Origin of the sequence: Ornithinimicrobium kibberense (assembly GCF_006519705.1) — a bacterium.
In the GTDB taxonomy this organism is placed as follows: domain Bacteria; phylum Actinomycetota; class Actinomycetes; order Actinomycetales; family Dermatophilaceae; genus Ornithinicoccus; species Ornithinicoccus kibberensis.
The window spans coordinates 69,129-86,310 of the sequence record NZ_VFXM01000003.1 but is presented as its reverse complement, the minus strand read 5'-3'; the positions used below and the strand labels follow the sequence as shown (position 1 = coordinate 86,310).

16 protein-coding genes are annotated in these 17,182 nt (G+C 73.9%); 12 read left to right on the top strand and 4 right to left on the bottom strand.

Annotation, left to right across the window (positions count from 1 at the left end; all coding sequences use genetic code 11):
• Positions 1-175: 175 nt before the first annotated feature.
• The 3 genes from FJR00_RS03250 to fumC form a co-directional block, all read right to left on the bottom strand.
• A complete protein-coding gene (locus FJR00_RS03250) occupies positions 176-637 on the bottom strand; it encodes a DUF4870 domain-containing protein (protein ID WP_238330278.1) in 462 nt (153 codons plus the stop codon).
• A gap of 51 nt (positions 638-688) precedes the next feature.
• Positions 689-1,552, bottom strand: a complete 864-nt coding sequence (locus FJR00_RS03245; RefSeq protein ID WP_141337444.1) for a DUF3097 domain-containing protein — start codon at positions 1,550-1,552, stop codon at positions 689-691.
• A gap of 118 nt (positions 1,553-1,670) precedes the next feature.
• A complete protein-coding gene (fumC, locus tag FJR00_RS03240) occupies positions 1,671-3,077 on the bottom strand; it encodes a class II fumarate hydratase (RefSeq protein WP_141337443.1) in 1,407 nt (468 codons plus the stop codon).
• Positions 3,078-3,174: 97 nt separating this feature from the next.
• On the opposite strand from fumC, the gene hrcA reads away from it, so the two are divergent.
• From hrcA to ptsP, 11 genes are all read left to right on the top strand, one after another.
• Complete coding sequence (gene hrcA, locus FJR00_RS03235; RefSeq protein ID WP_141337442.1) at positions 3,175-4,197, top strand: heat-inducible transcriptional repressor HrcA; 1,023 nt, start codon at positions 3,175-3,177, stop codon at positions 4,195-4,197.
• A gap of 121 nt (positions 4,198-4,318) precedes the next feature.
• Positions 4,319-5,446: a molecular chaperone DnaJ gene (dnaJ, locus tag FJR00_RS03230; RefSeq protein ID WP_141337441.1), complete on the top strand. Its 1,128-nt coding sequence runs from the start codon at positions 4,319-4,321 to the stop codon at positions 5,444-5,446.
• Positions 5,447-5,450: 4 nt separating this feature from the next.
• A complete protein-coding gene (locus FJR00_RS03225; protein WP_141337440.1) occupies positions 5,451-6,218 on the top strand; it encodes a 16S rRNA (uracil(1498)-N(3))-methyltransferase in 768 nt (255 codons plus the stop codon).
• Complete coding sequence (locus FJR00_RS03220) at positions 6,215-7,585, top strand: MFS transporter (RefSeq protein ID WP_141337439.1); 1,371 nt, start codon at positions 6,215-6,217, stop codon at positions 7,583-7,585. The genes FJR00_RS03225 and FJR00_RS03220 overlap by 4 nt, the downstream gene beginning before the upstream one ends.
• A gap of 49 nt (positions 7,586-7,634) precedes the next feature.
• Positions 7,635-8,690: a PhoH family protein gene (locus FJR00_RS03215; protein WP_075958354.1), complete on the top strand. Its 1,056-nt coding sequence runs from the start codon at positions 7,635-7,637 to the stop codon at positions 8,688-8,690.
• Positions 8,687-9,193 (top strand): rRNA maturation RNase YbeY, encoded by a 507-nt coding sequence (gene ybeY, locus FJR00_RS03210; RefSeq protein ID WP_075958353.1) that lies wholly within the window; start codon positions 8,687-8,689, stop codon positions 9,191-9,193. The genes FJR00_RS03215 and ybeY overlap by 4 nt, the downstream gene beginning before the upstream one ends.
• Positions 9,190-10,539 carry a hemolysin family protein gene (locus tag FJR00_RS03205; RefSeq protein WP_141337438.1) on the top strand — a complete coding sequence of 450 codons (1,350 nt, stop codon included), beginning with the start codon at positions 9,190-9,192 and terminating at the stop codon, positions 10,537-10,539. The genes ybeY and FJR00_RS03205 overlap by 4 nt, the downstream gene beginning before the upstream one ends.
• Complete coding sequence (gene era, locus FJR00_RS03200; protein WP_141337437.1) at positions 10,529-11,467, top strand: GTPase Era; 939 nt, start codon at positions 10,529-10,531, stop codon at positions 11,465-11,467. The genes FJR00_RS03205 and era overlap by 11 nt, the downstream gene beginning before the upstream one ends.
• A 54-nt stretch (positions 11,468-11,521) precedes the next feature.
• Positions 11,522-12,526, top strand: a complete 1,005-nt coding sequence (gene dhaK, locus FJR00_RS03195; RefSeq protein WP_141337436.1) for a dihydroxyacetone kinase subunit DhaK — start codon at positions 11,522-11,524, stop codon at positions 12,524-12,526.
• Positions 12,527-12,536: 10 nt separating this feature from the next.
• On the top strand, positions 12,537-13,163 hold the full coding sequence (dhaL, locus tag FJR00_RS03190) for a dihydroxyacetone kinase subunit DhaL (RefSeq protein WP_075958351.1): 627 nt from the start codon (positions 12,537-12,539) through the stop codon (positions 13,161-13,163).
• Positions 13,160-15,718 carry a phosphoenolpyruvate--protein phosphotransferase gene (gene ptsP, locus FJR00_RS03185; RefSeq protein WP_238330277.1) on the top strand — a complete coding sequence of 853 codons (2,559 nt, stop codon included), beginning with the start codon at positions 13,160-13,162 and terminating at the stop codon, positions 15,716-15,718. Before dhaL ends, ptsP begins: the two co-directional genes overlap by 4 nt.
• Here ptsP and FJR00_RS03180 read toward each other — a convergent pair.
• Positions 15,684-16,319, bottom strand: a complete 636-nt coding sequence (locus FJR00_RS03180) for an alpha-ketoglutarate-dependent dioxygenase AlkB (protein WP_141337435.1) — start codon at positions 16,317-16,319, stop codon at positions 15,684-15,686. The two genes, ptsP and FJR00_RS03180, sit on opposite strands and share 35 nt — an antisense overlap.
• Positions 16,320-16,450: 131 nt before the next feature.
• Between FJR00_RS03180 and recO the strand changes: the two genes are divergently transcribed.
• Complete coding sequence (gene recO / locus FJR00_RS03175) at positions 16,451-17,182, top strand: DNA repair protein RecO (RefSeq protein WP_141337434.1); 732 nt, start codon at positions 16,451-16,453, stop codon at positions 17,180-17,182.

Sequence of the window (17,182 nt, the reverse complement as noted above, 5' to 3'; positions counted from 1 at the left end):
GGTCCGGAGGCTCGACCTCCGCGTCACCGGAGGTGGCGACGGTGTGCCCGGAGGCACGCGGTCCGCCGTTCGAATCCTCGACTGTCTTGCGACCCGCCCTGCCTTGCGGAAAGGGCGTGGTCCTTGTCTACTCCTCGGGCCCGGAGGTTGGCAAGAGGTTGGCCCGAAGTCGTCCTCAGCTGAGGATGCGGATCTGGAAGGGGTACTCGAAGACCTCTCCGCGGGAGGCCATCATGGCCCCCTTGACGTGGGCCCAGATCTGGACGACGAAGAGCACGAGCCACAGCGGGAGCGCCCAGAGGAACCCGATCCCCAGGGTGAGGATCACGCTGAGCCACAGGGCCCAGCTGGCGATGGTCATCGAGACGTTGAAGTTGAACGCCCCGGCGGAGGCGGTCCGGACCGCCTGGCTGCGGTCCTTGTAGAAGACCCAGACCAGCAGCGGTCCCAGGAACGGCAGCCAGGCGCCGCTGAGCAGGAAGGAGATCGGCGCCGACAGGTGGGCCAGGAGCATCATCGTGCGCTCCTCGCCCTCGACCGGGACCTGCCCGGACCGGGTCGGGGCCCACTCCTGGCCCTGCCGGGGCTCGGACGGGCGGTCGCCGGGAAGCGGGGGAGGCGGGGGTGCGGTGCTCATGTGTCACTCCTGGGGTAGGACCGGACGGAACCTCGACCCGCCCGCCCCTTCTCAGGGAACGGTGACGAAGTCGATCAGTTCTTCGACGCTGGCGAGCAGCGTTGGTTCCAGGTCACTGTAGGAACGTACGGCGGCCAGGATTTTCTTCCACCCGCGGGCCACGTCGGCCTGCGAGGCGTGCGGCCAGCCCAGCTCCTGCAGCACCCCGTGCTTCCAGGAGCGCCCCCGCTCCACGACCGGCCACACGTCCAGGCCCAGCCGGGCCGGCTTGACCGACTGCCACACGTCCACGTAGGGGTGGCCCAGGATCCGGGCGTGGGGGCTGACCCGCTCGGCCTCGGCGACGATGCGGCTCTCCTTGGTGCCCGGCACGAGATGGTCGACCAGCACCCCCAGGCGACGGTCGGGGGTCGGCGCGAACCGGCGGATCTCGCCCGCGAGGTCGTCGACCCCGTCGAGCATCTCCACGACCACGCCCTCGACCCGCAGGTCGTCGCCCCACACCTTCTCCACCAGCTCGGCGTCGTGCCGGCCCTCCACCCAGATCCGGGACCCGGAGGCCACCCGCGCCGCCTGCCCGCGCACCGCCACCGAGCCGCTCGCGGTCCGGGAGGCCGCCTTCCGGGCCGCCTCCACCTGGGCGCGGCGCTCGCCGGTGGGCACGGTGAGCACGACCGGTCGTCCGTCGAGGAGGAACCCGGGCCCGAGCGGGAACCCCTTCGTCCGGCCCCGCCGGTCCTCCAGGTGCACCACCTGCATCCCCCCGGCCTTCTCCACCCGCACGACCGCCCCGCACCAGCCGGTGTCGACGTCCTCGACGACGAGCCCCGGCTCGGCCTCCACCGGCTGCGCGCGGCCCCTCCGGGGGGCACGCCAGTCGCCGGAGAGCACATCGGTCCCGTAGCGGTCGTTCACAGCGTCCGAGGCTATGCCGTGGGGCACCTGGGCCCGGTGAGGCGCGCCCGCGGACGGGCGCACGGGAACGGCGAGGGCCCGGTCGTCGCCGACCGGGCCCTCGCCGTGCGTCGCGGTGTCAGTCGACCTGCCGGGGCTGCGTCATGTCGGCGGGCACCACCCATGCGTCGAACTGCTCCTCGGACAGCTCGCCGCTGGCGACCGCGGCCTCGCGCAGGGTCAGGCCCTCCTTGTGCGCCTTCTTGGCGATCGCGGCCGCCTTGTCGTAGCCGATGTGCGGGTTGAGCGCAGTGACCTGCATGAGGTTGCTGGCCAGGTTGGCCTCGATGCGCGCGGTGTTGGGCTCCAGCCCCACGGCGCAGCCGTCGTTGAACGCCCGGCACGCGTCGGCCAGGAGGCGGATGCTCTCCAGCACCGCGTGCACCATGACCGGCTTGAAGACGTTGAGCTGGAAGTTGCCCTGGGTGCCGGCGAAGGCGACGGTGGCGTCGTTGCCGAACACCCGGGTGGCCACCATCGTCAGCGCCTCGGCCTGCGTCGGGTTCACCTTGCCCGGCATGATGCTGGATCCCGGCTCGTTCTCGGGGATGTTCAGCTCGCCGATGCCGTTGCGCGGCCCGGAGGCCAGCCAGCGCACGTCGTTGGCCATCTTCATCAGCGCGCCGGCGAGGGTGCGCAGCGCGGCCGAGGTCTGCACGAGCGCGTCGTGCGCGGACAGCGCGGCGAACTTGTTCTCCGCCGAGCGCAGCTCCAGCCCGGCCTCCTCGCCCATCTTCCGGGCGGCGAGGTCCCCGAAGCGCGGGTGGGCGTTGAGCCCGGTGCCGACGGCGGTGCCGCCGATGGCCAGCTCGTGCAGCCCCTCGCCCGCATGGCGGACCTGACCCATAGCGTAGTCGATCTGGGCGACCCAGCCGCCGATCTCCTGGCCCAGCGTGATGGGGGTGGCGTCCTGCAGGTGCGTGCGCCCGACCTTGACGACGTCGGCATGCTCCTGGGCCTTGGCCGCCAGCGTGTCGCGCAGCACGCCGACCCCACCCTCGAGCCGGTCCCGCAGCTCGAGGAGCACGGCGATGTGCATCGCCGTGGGGAAGGTGTCGTTGCTGCTCTGGCCCCGGTTGACGTGGTCGTTGGGGTGGACCGGGGTCTTGCTGCCCAGCTCGCCGCCGGCCAGCTCGATGGCCCGGTTGGCGATGACCTCGTTGCTGTTCATGTTGCTCTGGGTCCCCGAGCCGGTCTGGAAGACCACGAGCGGGAAGTGCTCGTCCAGGTCCCCGGCGATGACCTCGTCGGCGGCGCGGACGACGAGGTCGGCGACGTCCGCGGGGAGCTCGCCCAGCTCCGCGTTGGCCTGCGCCGCGCCCTTCTTGAGGATCCCCAGCGCCTTGATCACCGGACGCCCCCAGACGAAGGTGTCCCGGCCGATGGGGAAGTTGTGGATGCTGCGCTGCGTCTGCGCGCCCCAGTAACGGTCGGAGGGGACCTCGACCTGTCCCATGCTGTCGGTCTCCATGCGCACCTGGTTCATGGGCTCATCGTAGGTGTGCGGTCCGGCCGGCTTGCACCGGCCGCGTAGACTGGCACTCAGACCGTCGGAGTGCCAGCAGCGGGAGGTGGGCGAGAGCATGAGCGTCAGCGACGACCGTCGCCTCCACGTGCTGCGCGCCATCGTCCAGGACTACGTGCGCACCTCCGAGCCGGTGGGGTCCAAGGCGCTGCTGGAGCGCCACCAGCTGGGGGTGTCCGCAGCCACGGTGCGCAACGACATGGCGGTGCTGGAGGAGGAGGGCCTGATCACGGCCCCCCACACGAGCGCGGGCCGGGTGCCCACGGACGCCGGCTACCGCCTGTTCGTGGACCGGCTCAGCGCCGTCAAGCCCCTCGGCCGGGGCGAGCGCAGCGCGATCGAGCGTTTCCTGCACGGGGCGGTCGACCTGGACGACGTGGTCGCCCGGACCACCCGGCTGCTGTCCAGCCTGACCCACCAGGTGGCGGTCATGCAGTACCCCAGCCTGTCCCGGTCCACCGTCCGGCACGTCGAGCTGGTCCCCATCGGCGGTCCGCGTCTGATGGTCGTGCTGATCGTCAACACCGGCCGGGTCGAGCAACGCGTCATCGACACCGGGCGCGAGCTGGCCCCCGACGCCGACCTCGTCGCCGACCTGCGCTCCCGCGTCAACTCCGTCTCCGTGGGCCTGCCCCTGCCGTCGGTCCCGGCCCGCCTGGACGCCCTCCTCGAGGACGTCGCCCCGGAGGACCGCCACGTGGCGACCGCGGTCGCCCGGGCGCTGGCCGACGCCGTGGCCGAGCAGTCGGAGGAGCGGGTCGTTCTCAGCGGCACCGCGAACCTGGCCCGGTCCGGCAACGACTTCCCCACCTCGCTCTCCTCCGTCCTCGACGCCCTCGAGGAGCACGTCGTCCTGCTGCGTCTCATGGGCAGCATGGCCACCCTCGACGGCGACCAGGTCGCGGTCAGCATCGGGATGGAGAATCCCTACGAACCCCTGCGCACCACCTCGGTCGTGGCCACCAGCTACGGCGACGCCGGGGGCCTGGGGGTGGTCGGCCCCACCCGGATGGACTACCCCCAGGCGATGGCCGCGGTCCGGGCCGTGGCCCGCTACGTCGCCGAGATCCTGGACGGGTGAGGCCGTCCGTCCCCGACGGGCGGGTGCTCCCGTCCGACACCCGGCGGCTGCCGCGGCATAGTTCGACCGCCCGCGCCGTTGTCCTTCCCGTTGCCCCCCACCACCAAGGAACTCCTACGCCGTGAACGACTACTACGCCGACCTCGGGGTCTCCCGCGACGCCAGCGCCGAGGAGATCAAGAAGGCCTACCGCAAGAAGGCCCGCCAGCTCCACCCCGACGTCAACCCCGGCCCGGACGCCGAGGCCGAGTTCAAGCGGGTCTCCCAGGCCTACGACGTCCTCTCCGACCAGGGCAAGCGCTCGGCCTACGACCGGGGACAGGACCCCTACGCCGGCGCCAGCGGAGGCTTCGGGCAGGGCTTCACCTTCACCGACATCATGGACGCCTTCTTCGGCGGCACCGCGGCCGGTGCCCGGGGGCCGCGCTCGCGGGTGCAGCGCGGGCACGACGCGCTCGTGCGCTTGGACGTCGAGCTGGCCACGGCCGTCTTCGGCGGCGAGGAGAACCTCACCGTCGACACGGCCGTCCGATGCACCACCTGCACCGGGTCCGGCGCACAGCCGGGCAGCGGCACCCGGACCTGCGCGGTGTGCTCCGGGCGGGGAGAGGTGCAGCAGGTGCAGCGCTCCTTCCTCGGCCAGGTGATGACCTCGCGCCCCTGCCAGGCCTGCCGAGGCTACGGCGACGTCATCGAGCACCCGTGCTTCGACTGCTCCGGCGAGGGGCGGGTGCGCACCCGCCGTGAGCTGACGATCAAGGTGCCGGCGGGCGTGGACAGCGGCACCCGCATCCAGCTGGCCGGCGAGAGCGAGGTGGGACCCTTCGGCGGGGAGGCCGGAGACCTCTACGTCGAGATCGCGGTAGCCCCCCACGAGAGCTTCACCCGCCGCGGCGACGACCTGCACTGCCGGGTGGAGGTGCCGATGACCGCCGCCGCGCTGGGCGCGACCCTGCCGGTCGAGACCTTCGACGGTCCGGTGGAGGTCGACGTGCCCGAGGGCACGCAGCCCGGGCAGACCGTCACGCTGCCCGGCCTGGGTGTGGGCCACCTGCGCTCGCAGGGTCGTGGAGACGTCGTCGTCCACCTCGACGTGCGGGTGCCCACCCGGCTCACCGCCGCCCAGCGCGAGCTGCTCGTGCAGCTGGCGGCGGAGCGCGGGGAGACCGACCCCGAGGGCCGCATGGCCACCACGGGCTCGCACGCGGGAAGGGCGGGCAAGTTCTGGGACGCCCTGCGCGGCCGGTGACGGCGTGACGGCCCCCCTCTTCGTCGTCGGCGCCGACCTCCTGGCCGACGGCGGGGACACCGTGCGGCTGGACGGGTCCGAGGGTCGGCACGCCGCCGACGTGCAGCGGATCGGGCCGGGGGAGTCGCTCCTCCTCGCCGACGGCTCGGGCACCTGGGCCCGGTGCACCGTCCTGAGCGCCCACCGGGGCGCGCTGGACCTGCGGATCGAGTCCCGCGGCACCCACCCCGCCCCCGCGGTCCGCCACGTGCTCGTCCAGGCCCTGGCCAAGGGCGACCGCGACCTGCAGGCCGTCGAGAGCGCCACCGAGCTGGAGGTCGACGAGGTCGTGCCGTGGCAGGCCGACCGCAGCATCGTGCGGTGGCGGGGGGAGCGGGGCGCCAAGTCGCGCCGCCGGTGGGAGCAGCAGGTGCTCGCCGCCGCCAAGCAGGCGCGCCGGACCCGGGTGCCCGAGGTCGCCGAGCTCGTCGGCCGCCCCGCGCTGCTGGAACGCGTCGCGGCGGCGGACCTGGCGCTCGTCCTGCACGAGGAGGCCGACGAGCCCCTCACGACCGCCCTGGCCGGGCTGCCGACCCCGGACCGGGACGCGGCGGCCGCCGGCCCGGAGGTGCTCGTCGTGGTCGGTCCCGAGGGGGGGATCACCCCCGACGAGCTGACCGCCCTGGTCTCCGCCGGAGCCCGCCCGGTCCGGCTGGGTCGGGCGGTCCTGCGCACCTCCACGGCCGGGGCGGCGGCCCTCGCCCTGCTCAACGCGGCCGGACGGTGGCGGTGAGCACCACCTCCCCGGAACGTCCGGTCCGACCCCAGGTCCCGCCCTCGATCTTCTCCCCGGGCCTGCGCAGCACCTCGCTCGGGGCCGCGGCCCTCATCTCGCTGTTCGCCCTCGAGTACATCGCGGTCGGGGCGGCCATGCCGACCGTCGCCGCGGACCTGGACGGGTACCACCTCTACAACATGGCCTTCGGCGCCACCGTGGCCGCGAGTGTCGTGGGCATGGTGGTCGGCGGATGGTGGTCGGACCGGTCCGGACCCCGTCCGGTCGTCCTCGCCGGCACCGGACTGTTCACGGCAGGCCTGCTCGTCGCCGGGCTCGCCGCCTCGATGGAGGTCTTCGTCGTCGGCCGCGGCCTGCAAGGACTGGGCAGCGGCCTGTCCACGGTCGCCCTCTACGTCGTCATCGCCCAGCGCATCCCCGACCAGCGCCGTCCCTCGGTCTTCTCCCTGCTCGCCGCCGCCTGGGTGGTGCCCGGGCTGGCCGGTCCGCTGCTGACCGGTGTCGTCGTGGAACGGTTCACCTGGCACTGGGTCTTCCTCGGTGTCGTCCCGTTCGTCGGGGTCTCGGTGCTCGTGCTGCGCCGGGCCCTGGCCGGCACCCGACCGGGTGCCGGTGCGCCGCACCTGCGCCCCCGGACCATCCTCTGGGCCGTCGTGGCCGCCGTGGCCGTGGGCGCGCTCAACCTGGCGGGGGACTCCGTCGACGGGTTCGAGCGGGCCGTCGGCCCGGTGCTGCTCCTGCTGCTGCTCGCGGCCTCCTGGCACCTGCTCCCGGCGGGCACGCTCACGCTCGGGCGGGGGCTGCCCTCGGTCATCGGCGTCCGGGCCGCGATGGGCGGGTCCTTCCTCGCGGCCGAGGCCTACCTGCCGCTCATGCTGCGTGACGAGCACGGCTACTCCCCGGCGCAGGCGGGGGCCGTGCTCGCCGTCGCGTCGGTCGCCTGGGCGCTGGGTTCCTGGGCCCAGGGCCGTCTGGGGGAGTCCGTCGACCGCTACACGCTGATGCGGGTCGGGGTGACGGTGTTCCTCGCCCTCATGGTGGGGCTCATCCTGGCCGTCGCCCTGCGGTGGCCCGGGTGGAGCGTGGTGCTGCTCTACGGCGCCGCCACCCTGGGGGTGGGGCTGGCCTACCCGACGACCTCGCTGCTGACGATGCGGCTGTCGCCCGAGGCGGAGATCGGGCGCAACAGCTCGGCGCTCCAGGTGGGCGAGTCGCTGACCGGCGCCGTGACGCTGGCCGTGACAGGGGTGGTCTTCGGCCTCTTCTACGCCTCGCAGCCGCACGCGGCCTTCGTCGGGACCCTGGCCGTGGCGGTGTCCGTGGGGGCGGTGTCGGTGCTGAGCGCCTGGCGCACCCGACCGTGACGACGACGACCAGGGTGGCCCGGGGCGGCCGCCTAGACTGGAGGACCTGATGACCGAACCACAGCACGGACCCCGCGTGGTCCCCACCCACACCGTCGTCGTGCCCGACGACGTGCCCATGGTCAGCCTGCTCGGGCCCCGGGACGAGCTGCTGCGCACGATCGAGCGGGCCTTCCCGCAGGTCGACGTGCACGTGCGGGGCAACGAGTTCCGGCTGACCGGCGACACCGGCGAGATCGCCCTCGTGGAGCGGCTCGTCGACGAGCTCCTGGCCGTGGCCGCCACCGGCCAGCCGCTCAACCGGGACGCGGTGGAACGGTCCATCGGGATGCTGCGCACGAGCACCACGGAACGCCCCGCCGACGTGCTGACGATGAACATCATCAGCAGCCGGGGCCGGACGATCCGCCCCAAGACGCTCAACCAGAAGCACTACGTCGACGCCATCGACGAGCACACGATCGTCTTCGGGCTGGGGCCGGCCGGCACGGGGAAGACCTACCTGGCCATGGCCAAGGCGGTCGCGGCCCTGCAGGCCAAGCAGGTCAACCGGATCATCCTGACCCGCCCCGCCGTCGAGGCGGGCGAACGGCTGGGCTTCCTGCCCGGCACCCTCAACGACAAGATCGACCCCTACCTGCGGCCGCTCTACGACGCGCTGCACGACATGGTCGACCCGGACTCGATGGCCAAGCTCATGGCGGCCGGGACGATCGAGGTGGCCCCGCTGGCCTACATGCGCGGCCGCACGCTCAACTCGGCCTTCATCATCCTCGACGAGGCCCAGAACACCTCGCCGGAGCAGATGAAGATGTTCCTGACCCGCCTGGGCTTCGGCTCCAAGATGGTGGTCACCGGGGACACCACGCAGGTCGACCTGCCCGGCGGGACGACCTCGGGCCTGAAGGTGGTCCAGGAGATCCTGCACGACGTGGACGACATCCACTTCGCCCACCTCACCAGCGACGACGTCGTCCGTCACCGCCTGATCAGCGACATCGTCGACGCCTACGGCCGCTACGACGCCCGGCGGCCCGGGCACGAGCGCTCGCGCCCCGCGCGGCAGGGCCCGGGCAGGCGGTCCGCCGAGGGGACCTCGCGGTGAGCGTGGAGGTGCTCAACGAGTCCGGGGAGGTGCCCTCACCCTGCCCCGAGCAGGAGCTGGCCGACCTCGCCCGGCACGTGCTCGACCAGCTGCGCGTCCACCCGCGCGCCGAGCTGACCGTCACCCTCGTCGACGAGCGGACCATGAGCGCGCTGCACGAACGGTGGATGGACCTGCCCGGTCCCACCGACGTGATGAGCTTCCCGATGGACGAGCTGCGGCCCGGCCGGGGCGAGGCCGACGACGACCTCGTCGAGGGCGTGCTGGGCGACGTCGTGCTCTGCCCCTCGGTCGCGCGGGCCCAGGCCGCCCGCGCCGGGCACGCGGTCGGCGACGAGCTGCTGCTCCTGACCACCCACGGCATCCTGCACCTGCTCGGCTTCGACCACGCCGAGGCGGCCGAGGAGCGGGAGATGTTCGACCTGCAGCGCACGCTGCTGCTCACGTTCTTGGCGCAGCGCGGACGGACGACGACGGCGGCGCCGGAGGCGGGCCGCACGTGACGCCGTTGGTGCTGGTGGCGATCGTGGCCACCGTCGTGGCCTTCCTTCTCACCGCCGGGGAGACCGCCCTGCAACGGGTCACCCGGCACCGTGCCGAGCAGCTGGCCGACGAGGGGCGCGGCGGTGCCCGAGCGCTGCTCCGGATCAGCGCGGAACCGGCCCCCTACCTGGCCGTGGCCACCTTCGTGCGGGTGACCGCGGAGGCCGCCACGGCCGTCGCGGTGACCGTCGCGGTCGACATGGTGACCGACTCCCACTGGCAGACGGCCCTCGTCGCGACCGGGATCATGGCGGTCGTCTCCTTCGTCGTCGTCGGGGTCTCCCCCCGCACGCTCGGCCGCCAGCACAGCGAGGCGGTCGCCCTCACGGCCGCCCCGGTGGTGCGTCTGCTGCGTCTGCTGCTCGGGGCCGTGGCCAAGCTGCTCGTCGTCTTCGCCAACGCGGTCACCCCGGGACGCGGCTACGCCGAGGGCCCCTTCGCGACCGAGTCCGAGCTGCGCGAGCTGGTCGACATCGCGGGGGACTCGGCGGTGATCGAGGACGAGGAACGGGACATGATCCACTCGATCTTCGAGCTGGGGGACACCGTGGTGCGCGAGGTCATGGTGCCACGACCCGACCTGGTCACCGTCAAGGACGAGAAGGTGCTCAAGCAGGCCATGTCGCTGTTCCTGCGGTCCGGCTTCTCCCGGGTCCCGGTCGTGGGCGAGGACACCGACGACGTGCTGGGGATGCTGTACTTCAAGGACGTGGCCCGGCAGGTGAACGCCAACCCGGACGCGGCCAGGTCCGTCGCCGTCACCGAGGTCATGCGGCCGGTGCAGCGCGTCCCGGAGATGAAGCGGGTGGACGAGCTCCTGCGTGAGATGCAGCGGGCCCGCCAGCACGTGGCCGTGGTCATCGACGAGTACGGCGGCACCGCAGGGCTGGTGACCATCGAGGACATCGTCGAGGAGATCGTCGGGGAGATCACCGACGAGTACGACCGCGACACCGTGGACATCGAGCGGGTCGTGGACGAGGACGGGCAGGAAAGGGTCCGCGTCCCGGCCAACCTGCCGGTGGACGACCTCGCCGAGATGTTCGAGGTGGAGATCGAGACCGAGGACGTCGACTCGGTGGGTGGCCTGCTGGCGACCGTCCTGGGCATGGTGCCGATCCAGGGCGCCGTCGCCGAGGTCGCCGGGCTCGAGCTGACCGCGGAGCGGATGGCCGGCCGACGGCGGCGGGTGGCGACCGTGCTGGTCCGCCGGCTCCCGCACCCCCACGAGCCCGGCGGCCGGGACGAGCCGCAGGAGACGACCGGCACCGACCACGATCCCACGGAGGTCACCCGTGCATCCTGACACCCCGGCCGAGGGCGCGGGCGAGCACCGCAGCGGGTTCGCCTGCCTCGTGGGCCGCCCCAACGCCGGCAAGTCCACGCTTACCAACGCCCTCGTCGGCAGCAAGGTGGCCATCACCTCCTCCAAGCCGCAGACGACCCGCCACACCATCCGGGGGATCCGCACGACGCCCGGCTCCCAGCTGGTGCTCGTCGACACCCCTGGGCTGCACCGGCCCCGGTCCCTCCTGGGCCAGCGGCTCAACGACCTGGTGCGCGAGACCCTGCTCTCGGTCGACGTCATCGGCTTCTGCCTGCCCGCCGACCAGCGGGTGGGCCCGGGGGACACCTACATCGCCAACGACCTGGCCGAGCTGCACCGCGTCCGGAAGGTCCCCGTGGTGGCCATCGCGACCAAGGCCGACGCGGTCGACCGGGACCGGCTGGCCGAGCACCTCGTCGCGATCGACCGGCTCGGCGACTGGGACGCGATCATCCCCTGCTCGGCGGTCGGCGGCGAACAGGTCGAGCAGGTCGGCGACCTGCTGGCGTCCTACCTGCCGCCCTCCCCGCCGCTGTACCCGCTCGACCAGGTCAGCGACGAGTCCACGGTGGTGATGATCGCCGAGCTGGTTCGGGAGGCGGCCCTGGAGGGGGTGCGGGACGAGCTGCCGCACAGCCTGGCCGTCCAGGTCGAGGAGATCGTCCCGCGCGAGGGCCGGCCCGAGGGCGACCCGATGAGCGACGTGCGGGTGAACGTGTTCGTGGAGCGGCCCAGCCAGAAGGCCATCGTCATCGGTCGCGGCGGCACCCGCCTGCGGGAGGTCGGCACGACCGCCCGCCGGGCCATCGAGGAGCTCCTGGGCCACCGCATCTACCTCGACCTGCACGTCAAGGTCGCCAAGGACTGGCAGCGGGACCCCAAGCAGCTCGACCGGCTCGGTTTCTAGGGGTTCCCGTCCCGTCGTCGTGTGCCGCCGCCCGGCAGGTGGCAGAGTGAGCCCATGAAGAAGCTCCTCAACGACCCCGCCGACGTGGTGGTCGAGGCGCTGACCGGGATGGGCCTGGCCCACCCGAACCTGATCGCCGTGGACCTTCAGGCCCGTGTCGTCGGCCGTCGGGGCGGCCCGGTCAGGGGCAAGGTGGGGGTGGTCGCCGGGGGAGGCTCGGGCCACGAGCCGATGCACGCCGGCTACGTGGGCACCGGCATGCTCGACGCCGCCTGCTGCGGAGAGGTCTTCACCTCGCCGGTCCCCGAGCAGTGGCTCGCCGCGGTCCGCGCGGCGGACGGGGGTGCGGGCGTGGTCCTGCTGGTCAAGAACTACACCGGCGACGTGCTCAACGCGGACATGGCCGTCGAGCTCGCCGAGCTGGCCGGGGGCCCGCCGATCGAGGTGGTCGTCGTGGCTGACGACGTCGCGGTGCGGGACAGCACCTGGACGGCCGGTCGGCGAGGGACGGGACTGACCGTCCTGCTGGAGAAGGTGGTCGGTGCCGCCGCCCAGGAGGGGAGGTCGCTGCAGGAGTGCGCCGCGCTCGCCCGCAGCCTCGCCGGGAGGGGCGGGTCGATGGGGGTCGGTCTGGGGTCGCCGACGGTCCCCGCCGGGGGTGCCCCCACCTTCGTCCTGGCGGAGGGGGAGATGGAGCTGGGCGTGGGCATCCACGGCGAGCCCGGCCGGGAGCGCATCGCGTCGCTCCCGGCGCGCGAGGTCGCCGCCGCGCTCGTCGAGCCGGTCGTGGCCGACCTCGACCTGCGGGCCGGTGACCAGGTCCTGTGCCTGGTCAACGGGCTCGGCGGGACGCCCCTCATGGAGCTCTACCTCATGCACCACGAGGTCCACGCCCTCCTGGACCGGGCCGGCATCCGGGTGGCCCGGACGCTGGTGGGCAACTACATCACGTCGCTGGAGATGGCCGGCTGCACGGTCACCCTCCTGCGCGCCGACGACGACGTCGTGCGCCTGTGGGACGCCCCGGTGGCGACCCCCGGGCTGCGATGGGGATCCTGAAAGGAACGCGATGGCAGACCTGAAGTCCTTCCAGCGGTGGATCGGCGAGGCCGCCGCCGACCTGACCGACCAGGCGGACCACCTCACCGAGCTCGACCGGGCCGTCGGGGACGGCGACCACGGCACGAACATGGCCCGCGGGTTCGGCCGGTGCGCGGAGCTGGCGGACCACGAGGAGTTCGCCGGGATCGACGCCTACCTCAAGAAGGTCGGGATGACGCTGGTGGGCACCGTCGGTGGTGCGTCGGGGCCCCTCTACGGCACGTTCTTCCTCCGGATGGCCGGACCGTTGTCCGCGACCGCGGACGGTGGCGCCTTCGAGCTGGGCCAAGGGCTGCGCGCCGGGGTCGAGGGGGTCGTCGCGCGAGGCAAGGCCGAGCGGGGCGACAAGACCATGTATGACGCGCTCGCGCCTGCGGTGGACGCGTTCGCCGCGGCGGTGGCCCGGGGAGACGGGCTCGGCGACTGCCTGGCGGCGGCGGCGGCCGCCGCCGAGGAGGGACGGGACGCCACCGTCCCCCTGGTGGCACGCAAGGGCCGGGCCTCCTACCTGGGGGAGCGGAGCGCGGGACACCTCGACCCCGGGGCGGCCAGCGCAGCCATCCTGCTGCGCGCGGCCGCGCGGACGCTGGGGTGAGGCCGGCGGTGGTCTCCCTGGTCGTCGTCTCGCACAGCCGTGCCCTCGCGGAGGCTGCCGTCGGACTGGCGACGCAGATGCTGCACGGCCCGACCGGTCCGCACGTCGAGGTGGCCGCCGGCCTGGAGGACGGTGGTCTGGGCACCGACGCCGGGGCCGTGGCCCGGGCCGTGTCCCGGGCGGACGCGCTCGGCGGCGGTGCGGGGGTGCTCGTCCTGGTCGACCTGGGCAGCGCCGTCCTCTCCGCCGAGATGGCGCTGGAGCTGCTCGATCCGGAGGTGGCCGCCCGGGTGCGGCTCAGCCCCGCCCCGCTGGTGGAGGGCCTGCTCGCGGCGGTGGTCACCGCGGCCGGCGGCGCCGACCTGGACACGTGCGCCCGCGAGGCGGACGCCGGTCTGCGCGCCAAGGACGAGCACCTGCGGGACCCCCGGGGCGGCGTGTCGTCCGCGCCCGCCGAGGCGTCGGAGACGGGGACGACGACGACACCCTCTGCGTCCTCGCTCGAGCTGGCCGTCACCGCCGAGCACGGCCTGCACGCCCGCCCGGCCGCCCGCCTGGTCGCCTGCGCGGCAGGGCGGGCGCCGAGGACGACCCTGCGTCTGCGCAACCTGACCGCGGGACGCGGACCGGTGGACGGGTTGTCGCTGTCGGCGGTCGCCACCCTCGACGCGCAGCAGGGGCACGTGCTGCTCGCGGAGGCCGTCGGCCCGGAGGCCGAGCAGCTGCTCGCCGAGCTCGAGGAGCTCGCGCTGATGGGGTTCGGGGACCTTCCCGGTCCGGCCGAGCCCCTCGCGGAGGTCGACGTCCCCGCACCAGCCGTGTCCACCGAGCCCGGGGTGGCCGGGTCGGGCCTGGAGGCGGCGATCGGACCGGCCGTCCGGATGGAGTCGGTGCTGGAGACCGCCGACGACCACGCCGGCTCCGTCCCCGAGGAGCATCAGCGGCTGGCCGACGCCGTCGTCGGCGTGCGGGCACGGCTCGCCGAGCTCGCCGAGCAGGCCCGTCGGCACCTGGGCCAGGGGGAGGCCGAGGTGTTCGAGGCGCACGCCACCCTGCTGCAGGACCCCCGGATCACCGAGGCCGCCCATGCCCGGATCGAGGCGGGCGAGCCGGCGACCGAGGCGTGGTCGGCGGCGGTCCGCGCGGCGGCGGAGGCGTTCGCCACGCTGGCCGATCCCTACCAGCGCGAGCGGGGGCAGGACGTGCACGGCGTCGGGGACCGGGTGGTGCGGATGCTGCTGGGGCTCGAGGAGCCGGAGAGCACGGCCCACGGCGTCCTCGTGGTCGACGAGCTCGACCCGGCGCTGGCCATCTCGCTGGACGCCTCGAAGGTCCAGGGGGTCCTGACCCGGAACGGGGGGACGACCGGCCACGGGGTGCTCATCGCCACCGCCCGCGGGGTGCCGGTGCTCACCGGGGTCGGGGACCGGGCGGACGTCCCGGACGGCACGGTCGTGGCCTTCGACGCCCGCAGCGGCGACCTCGTGGTCGATCCCGAGCCCGCGCTGCGGGAGGCCTTCGAGGAGATGGTCTTGGCACGCAGCCGGGAGCGGGGGCGGGCGCTGCGGCACGCGCGCTCCCCGGCGGTCACGACCGACGGGGTGCGGGTGCGGGTCAAGGCCAACGTCTCGTCCCTGGCCGTCGCCCGCCTCGGGGCCGACCTGGGCGCCGAGGGGTCCGGGCTGGTGCGCACCGAGGCCGTCTTCGCCCAGTGGCGCCAGGCCCCGTCGGTGGACCAGCAGGTCCAGGTGTACGCAGCCATGGCTGCCGTCTACCACCCGCACCCGGTGACCATCCGGACCTGGGACGTCGGCGGCGACAAGCCGCTGCCGTTCCACCCGCTGCCCGTCGAGGGCAACCCCTTCCTCAGCGCCCGGGGGCTGCGGGCCTTTGTCGAGGACCCCTCCCTGCTGCTCGACCAGCTGCAGGCCGTCTGCACGGTGGCGGTGGACCACCCCCTCGCCGTGCTCTTCCCGATGGTCACGACCGTCCAGGACGTGCGGTGGGCCCGGGAGCTGCTGGCCACGGCCGCCCGCAGGGCCGGGCTGAGCGCCCCGCCACCGGGCCTGCAGGTCGGCATCATGGTGGAGGTGCCTGCGGCGGCCCTCGGGATCGCCCACCTGGCCCAGGGTCTGGACCTGGTCTCGATCGGCAGCAACGACCTCGTGCAGTACACCCTGGCCGCGGAACGGGGGAACCCGCGGCTGGCGGCGTGGTCGGACGCCCTCGACCCGGCGGTGCTCTCCCTGGTCCGGTCCGTGACCGCCGGGGTCCCGGAGGGGGTCCGGGTCGGGCTGTGCGGGGCGATGGCGGGCGACCCGGACCTGGCCGGCCTCCTCGTGGGGCTCGGGGTCCAGGAGCTCAGCGCGTCGGCCGCCTCGGTGCCCCTCGTCAAGCAGCGTCTGCGGACCGGGAGCACCGCCGAGTTCGGCGACCTGGCGGCCCGGGCGCTGGCCTGCCCCGACGGCGCATCCGTGCGCGCGCTGGTCCAGGAGGCGCAGCCGACCCCGACGGTGCGGCTCAGCGGACCCCGCGCGGTCGGAACTGCACGCTGATCCGTGGCCCGACCGGCTGGCCGGTCTTGGGGACGCAGTGGTCCCAGGTGCGCTGGCAGGCCCCGCCCATGACGAGCAGGTCGCCGTGGCCCAGGACGAACCGCGTGCTGGCCCCGCCACCGCGCGGGCGCAGGAGCAGGGCCCGCGGGGCGCCCAGGCTCACGATGGCCACCATCGTGTCGGCCCGCGAGCTGCGTCCGTGGCGGTCGCCGTGCCAGGCGACGCTGTCCCGGCCGTCCCGGTACAGGCACATCCCCGCGGTGCGGAACGGCTCGCCGAGCTCGGCGGCGTAGTGCGCGCTGAGCTCGTCCCGGGCCCTGGCCAGGACCGGGTCGGGCAGCGTCTCGCCCTCGCCGTAGAACCGCAGGAGCCGGGGAGTCTGGACCTCCCGCTCCCACATCTGGCGTCGCTCCCCGCGCCACTCCACGCCGGCCGGTCCGCCGAGGAAGAGCCGGGCGAAGAGCTCGTCGGAGCCAGTGACCCAGCCGGGCCGCAGGTCGACCCAGGAGCCGGCGTCCAGCACGGTCCGGCGCACAGCGCCCGTGAGCGGGCGCACCCCGACCTCGTCGACCTGGTCGAGCAACGAACCCTGCAGCATCATGCCAGGATTGGAACACATGTTCGACACCCCGCGCAAGGGTGGCTGCGGGTGAGGTGCGGGGGTCGTCCGCCCCGGGCCGGCACGGGGCGGTCCTCCCGCCGTCCACGGGCGACGTGGGAGATGATGGGGGCATGCCCACCTACCGCGAGGCCGCGATCGTCCTGCGGACCTACAAGCTCGGGGAGGCCGACCGCATCGTCATCCTGCTGACCCGCGGGCGCGGCAAGGTGCGGGCCGTGGCCAAGGGGGTCCGGCGGACGAAGAGCCGGTTCGGTGCCCGGCTGGAGCCGGGCATGGTCGTCGACGTCCAGTGCTACGAGGGGCGCACGCTGGACACCGTCACCCAGGCCGACGGGCTGGCCGCGTACGGGGAGATGATCGCGCGCGACTACCCGGCGTGGACGTCGGCCCACGTGATGCTGGAGACCTGCGAGCAGCTCACCGAGGAGGGGCAGGTGGCTCCCCAGCACTTCCGCCTGCTCGCCGGGGGGCTGGCGGCGCTGGCGGCCGGGGAGCACGAGCCGCGGATGGTGCTCGACTCCTACCTCGTCCGGGCGCTGGCCGTCGCCGGCTGGCGGGCCAGCTTCGTCGACTGCGCCCGGTGCGGGATGACCGGCCCCCACCGGGCCTTCCACGTCCCCTCCGGCGGTGCGGTGTGCCCCGTGTGCCGGCCGCCGGGGTCGACGGCCCCCGCCCCCGAGACGCTGGCCCTGCTCGGGGCGCTCCTCACCGGGAACTGGGAGCTCGCCGACGCCAGCCAGAGCCGGCACCGGGCGGAGGCGAGCGGCCTGGTGGCCGCATACCTGCAGTGGCACCTCGAACGGGGCGTGCGCTCGCTCCGCCACCTGGAGAGGATCCGTTGA

Excerpts from the sequence above, each read along its gene's own strand:
- FJR00_RS03250 (WP_238330278.1), bottom strand. The coding sequence starts at position 637 with ATGAGCACCGCACCCCCGCCTCCCCCGCTTCCCGGCGACCGCCCGTCC.
- fumC (WP_141337443.1), bottom strand. The coding sequence starts at position 3,077 with ATGAACCAGGTGCGCATGGAGACCGACAGCATGGGACAGGTCGAGGTC.
- hrcA (WP_141337442.1), top strand. The coding sequence starts at position 3,175 with ATGAGCGTCAGCGACGACCGTCGCCTCCACGTGCTGCGCGCCATCGTC.
- FJR00_RS03215 (WP_075958354.1), top strand. The coding sequence starts at position 7,635 with ATGACCGAACCACAGCACGGACCCCGCGTGGTCCCCACCCACACCGTC.
- dhaK (WP_141337436.1), top strand. The coding sequence starts at position 11,522 with ATGAAGAAGCTCCTCAACGACCCCGCCGACGTGGTGGTCGAGGCGCTG.
- dhaL (WP_075958351.1), top strand. The coding sequence starts at position 12,537 with ATGGCAGACCTGAAGTCCTTCCAGCGGTGGATCGGCGAGGCCGCCGCC.
- FJR00_RS03180 (WP_141337435.1), bottom strand. The coding sequence starts at position 16,319 with ATGATGCTGCAGGGTTCGTTGCTCGACCAGGTCGACGAGGTCGGGGTG.
- recO (WP_141337434.1), top strand. The coding sequence starts at position 16,451 with ATGCCCACCTACCGCGAGGCCGCGATCGTCCTGCGGACCTACAAGCTC.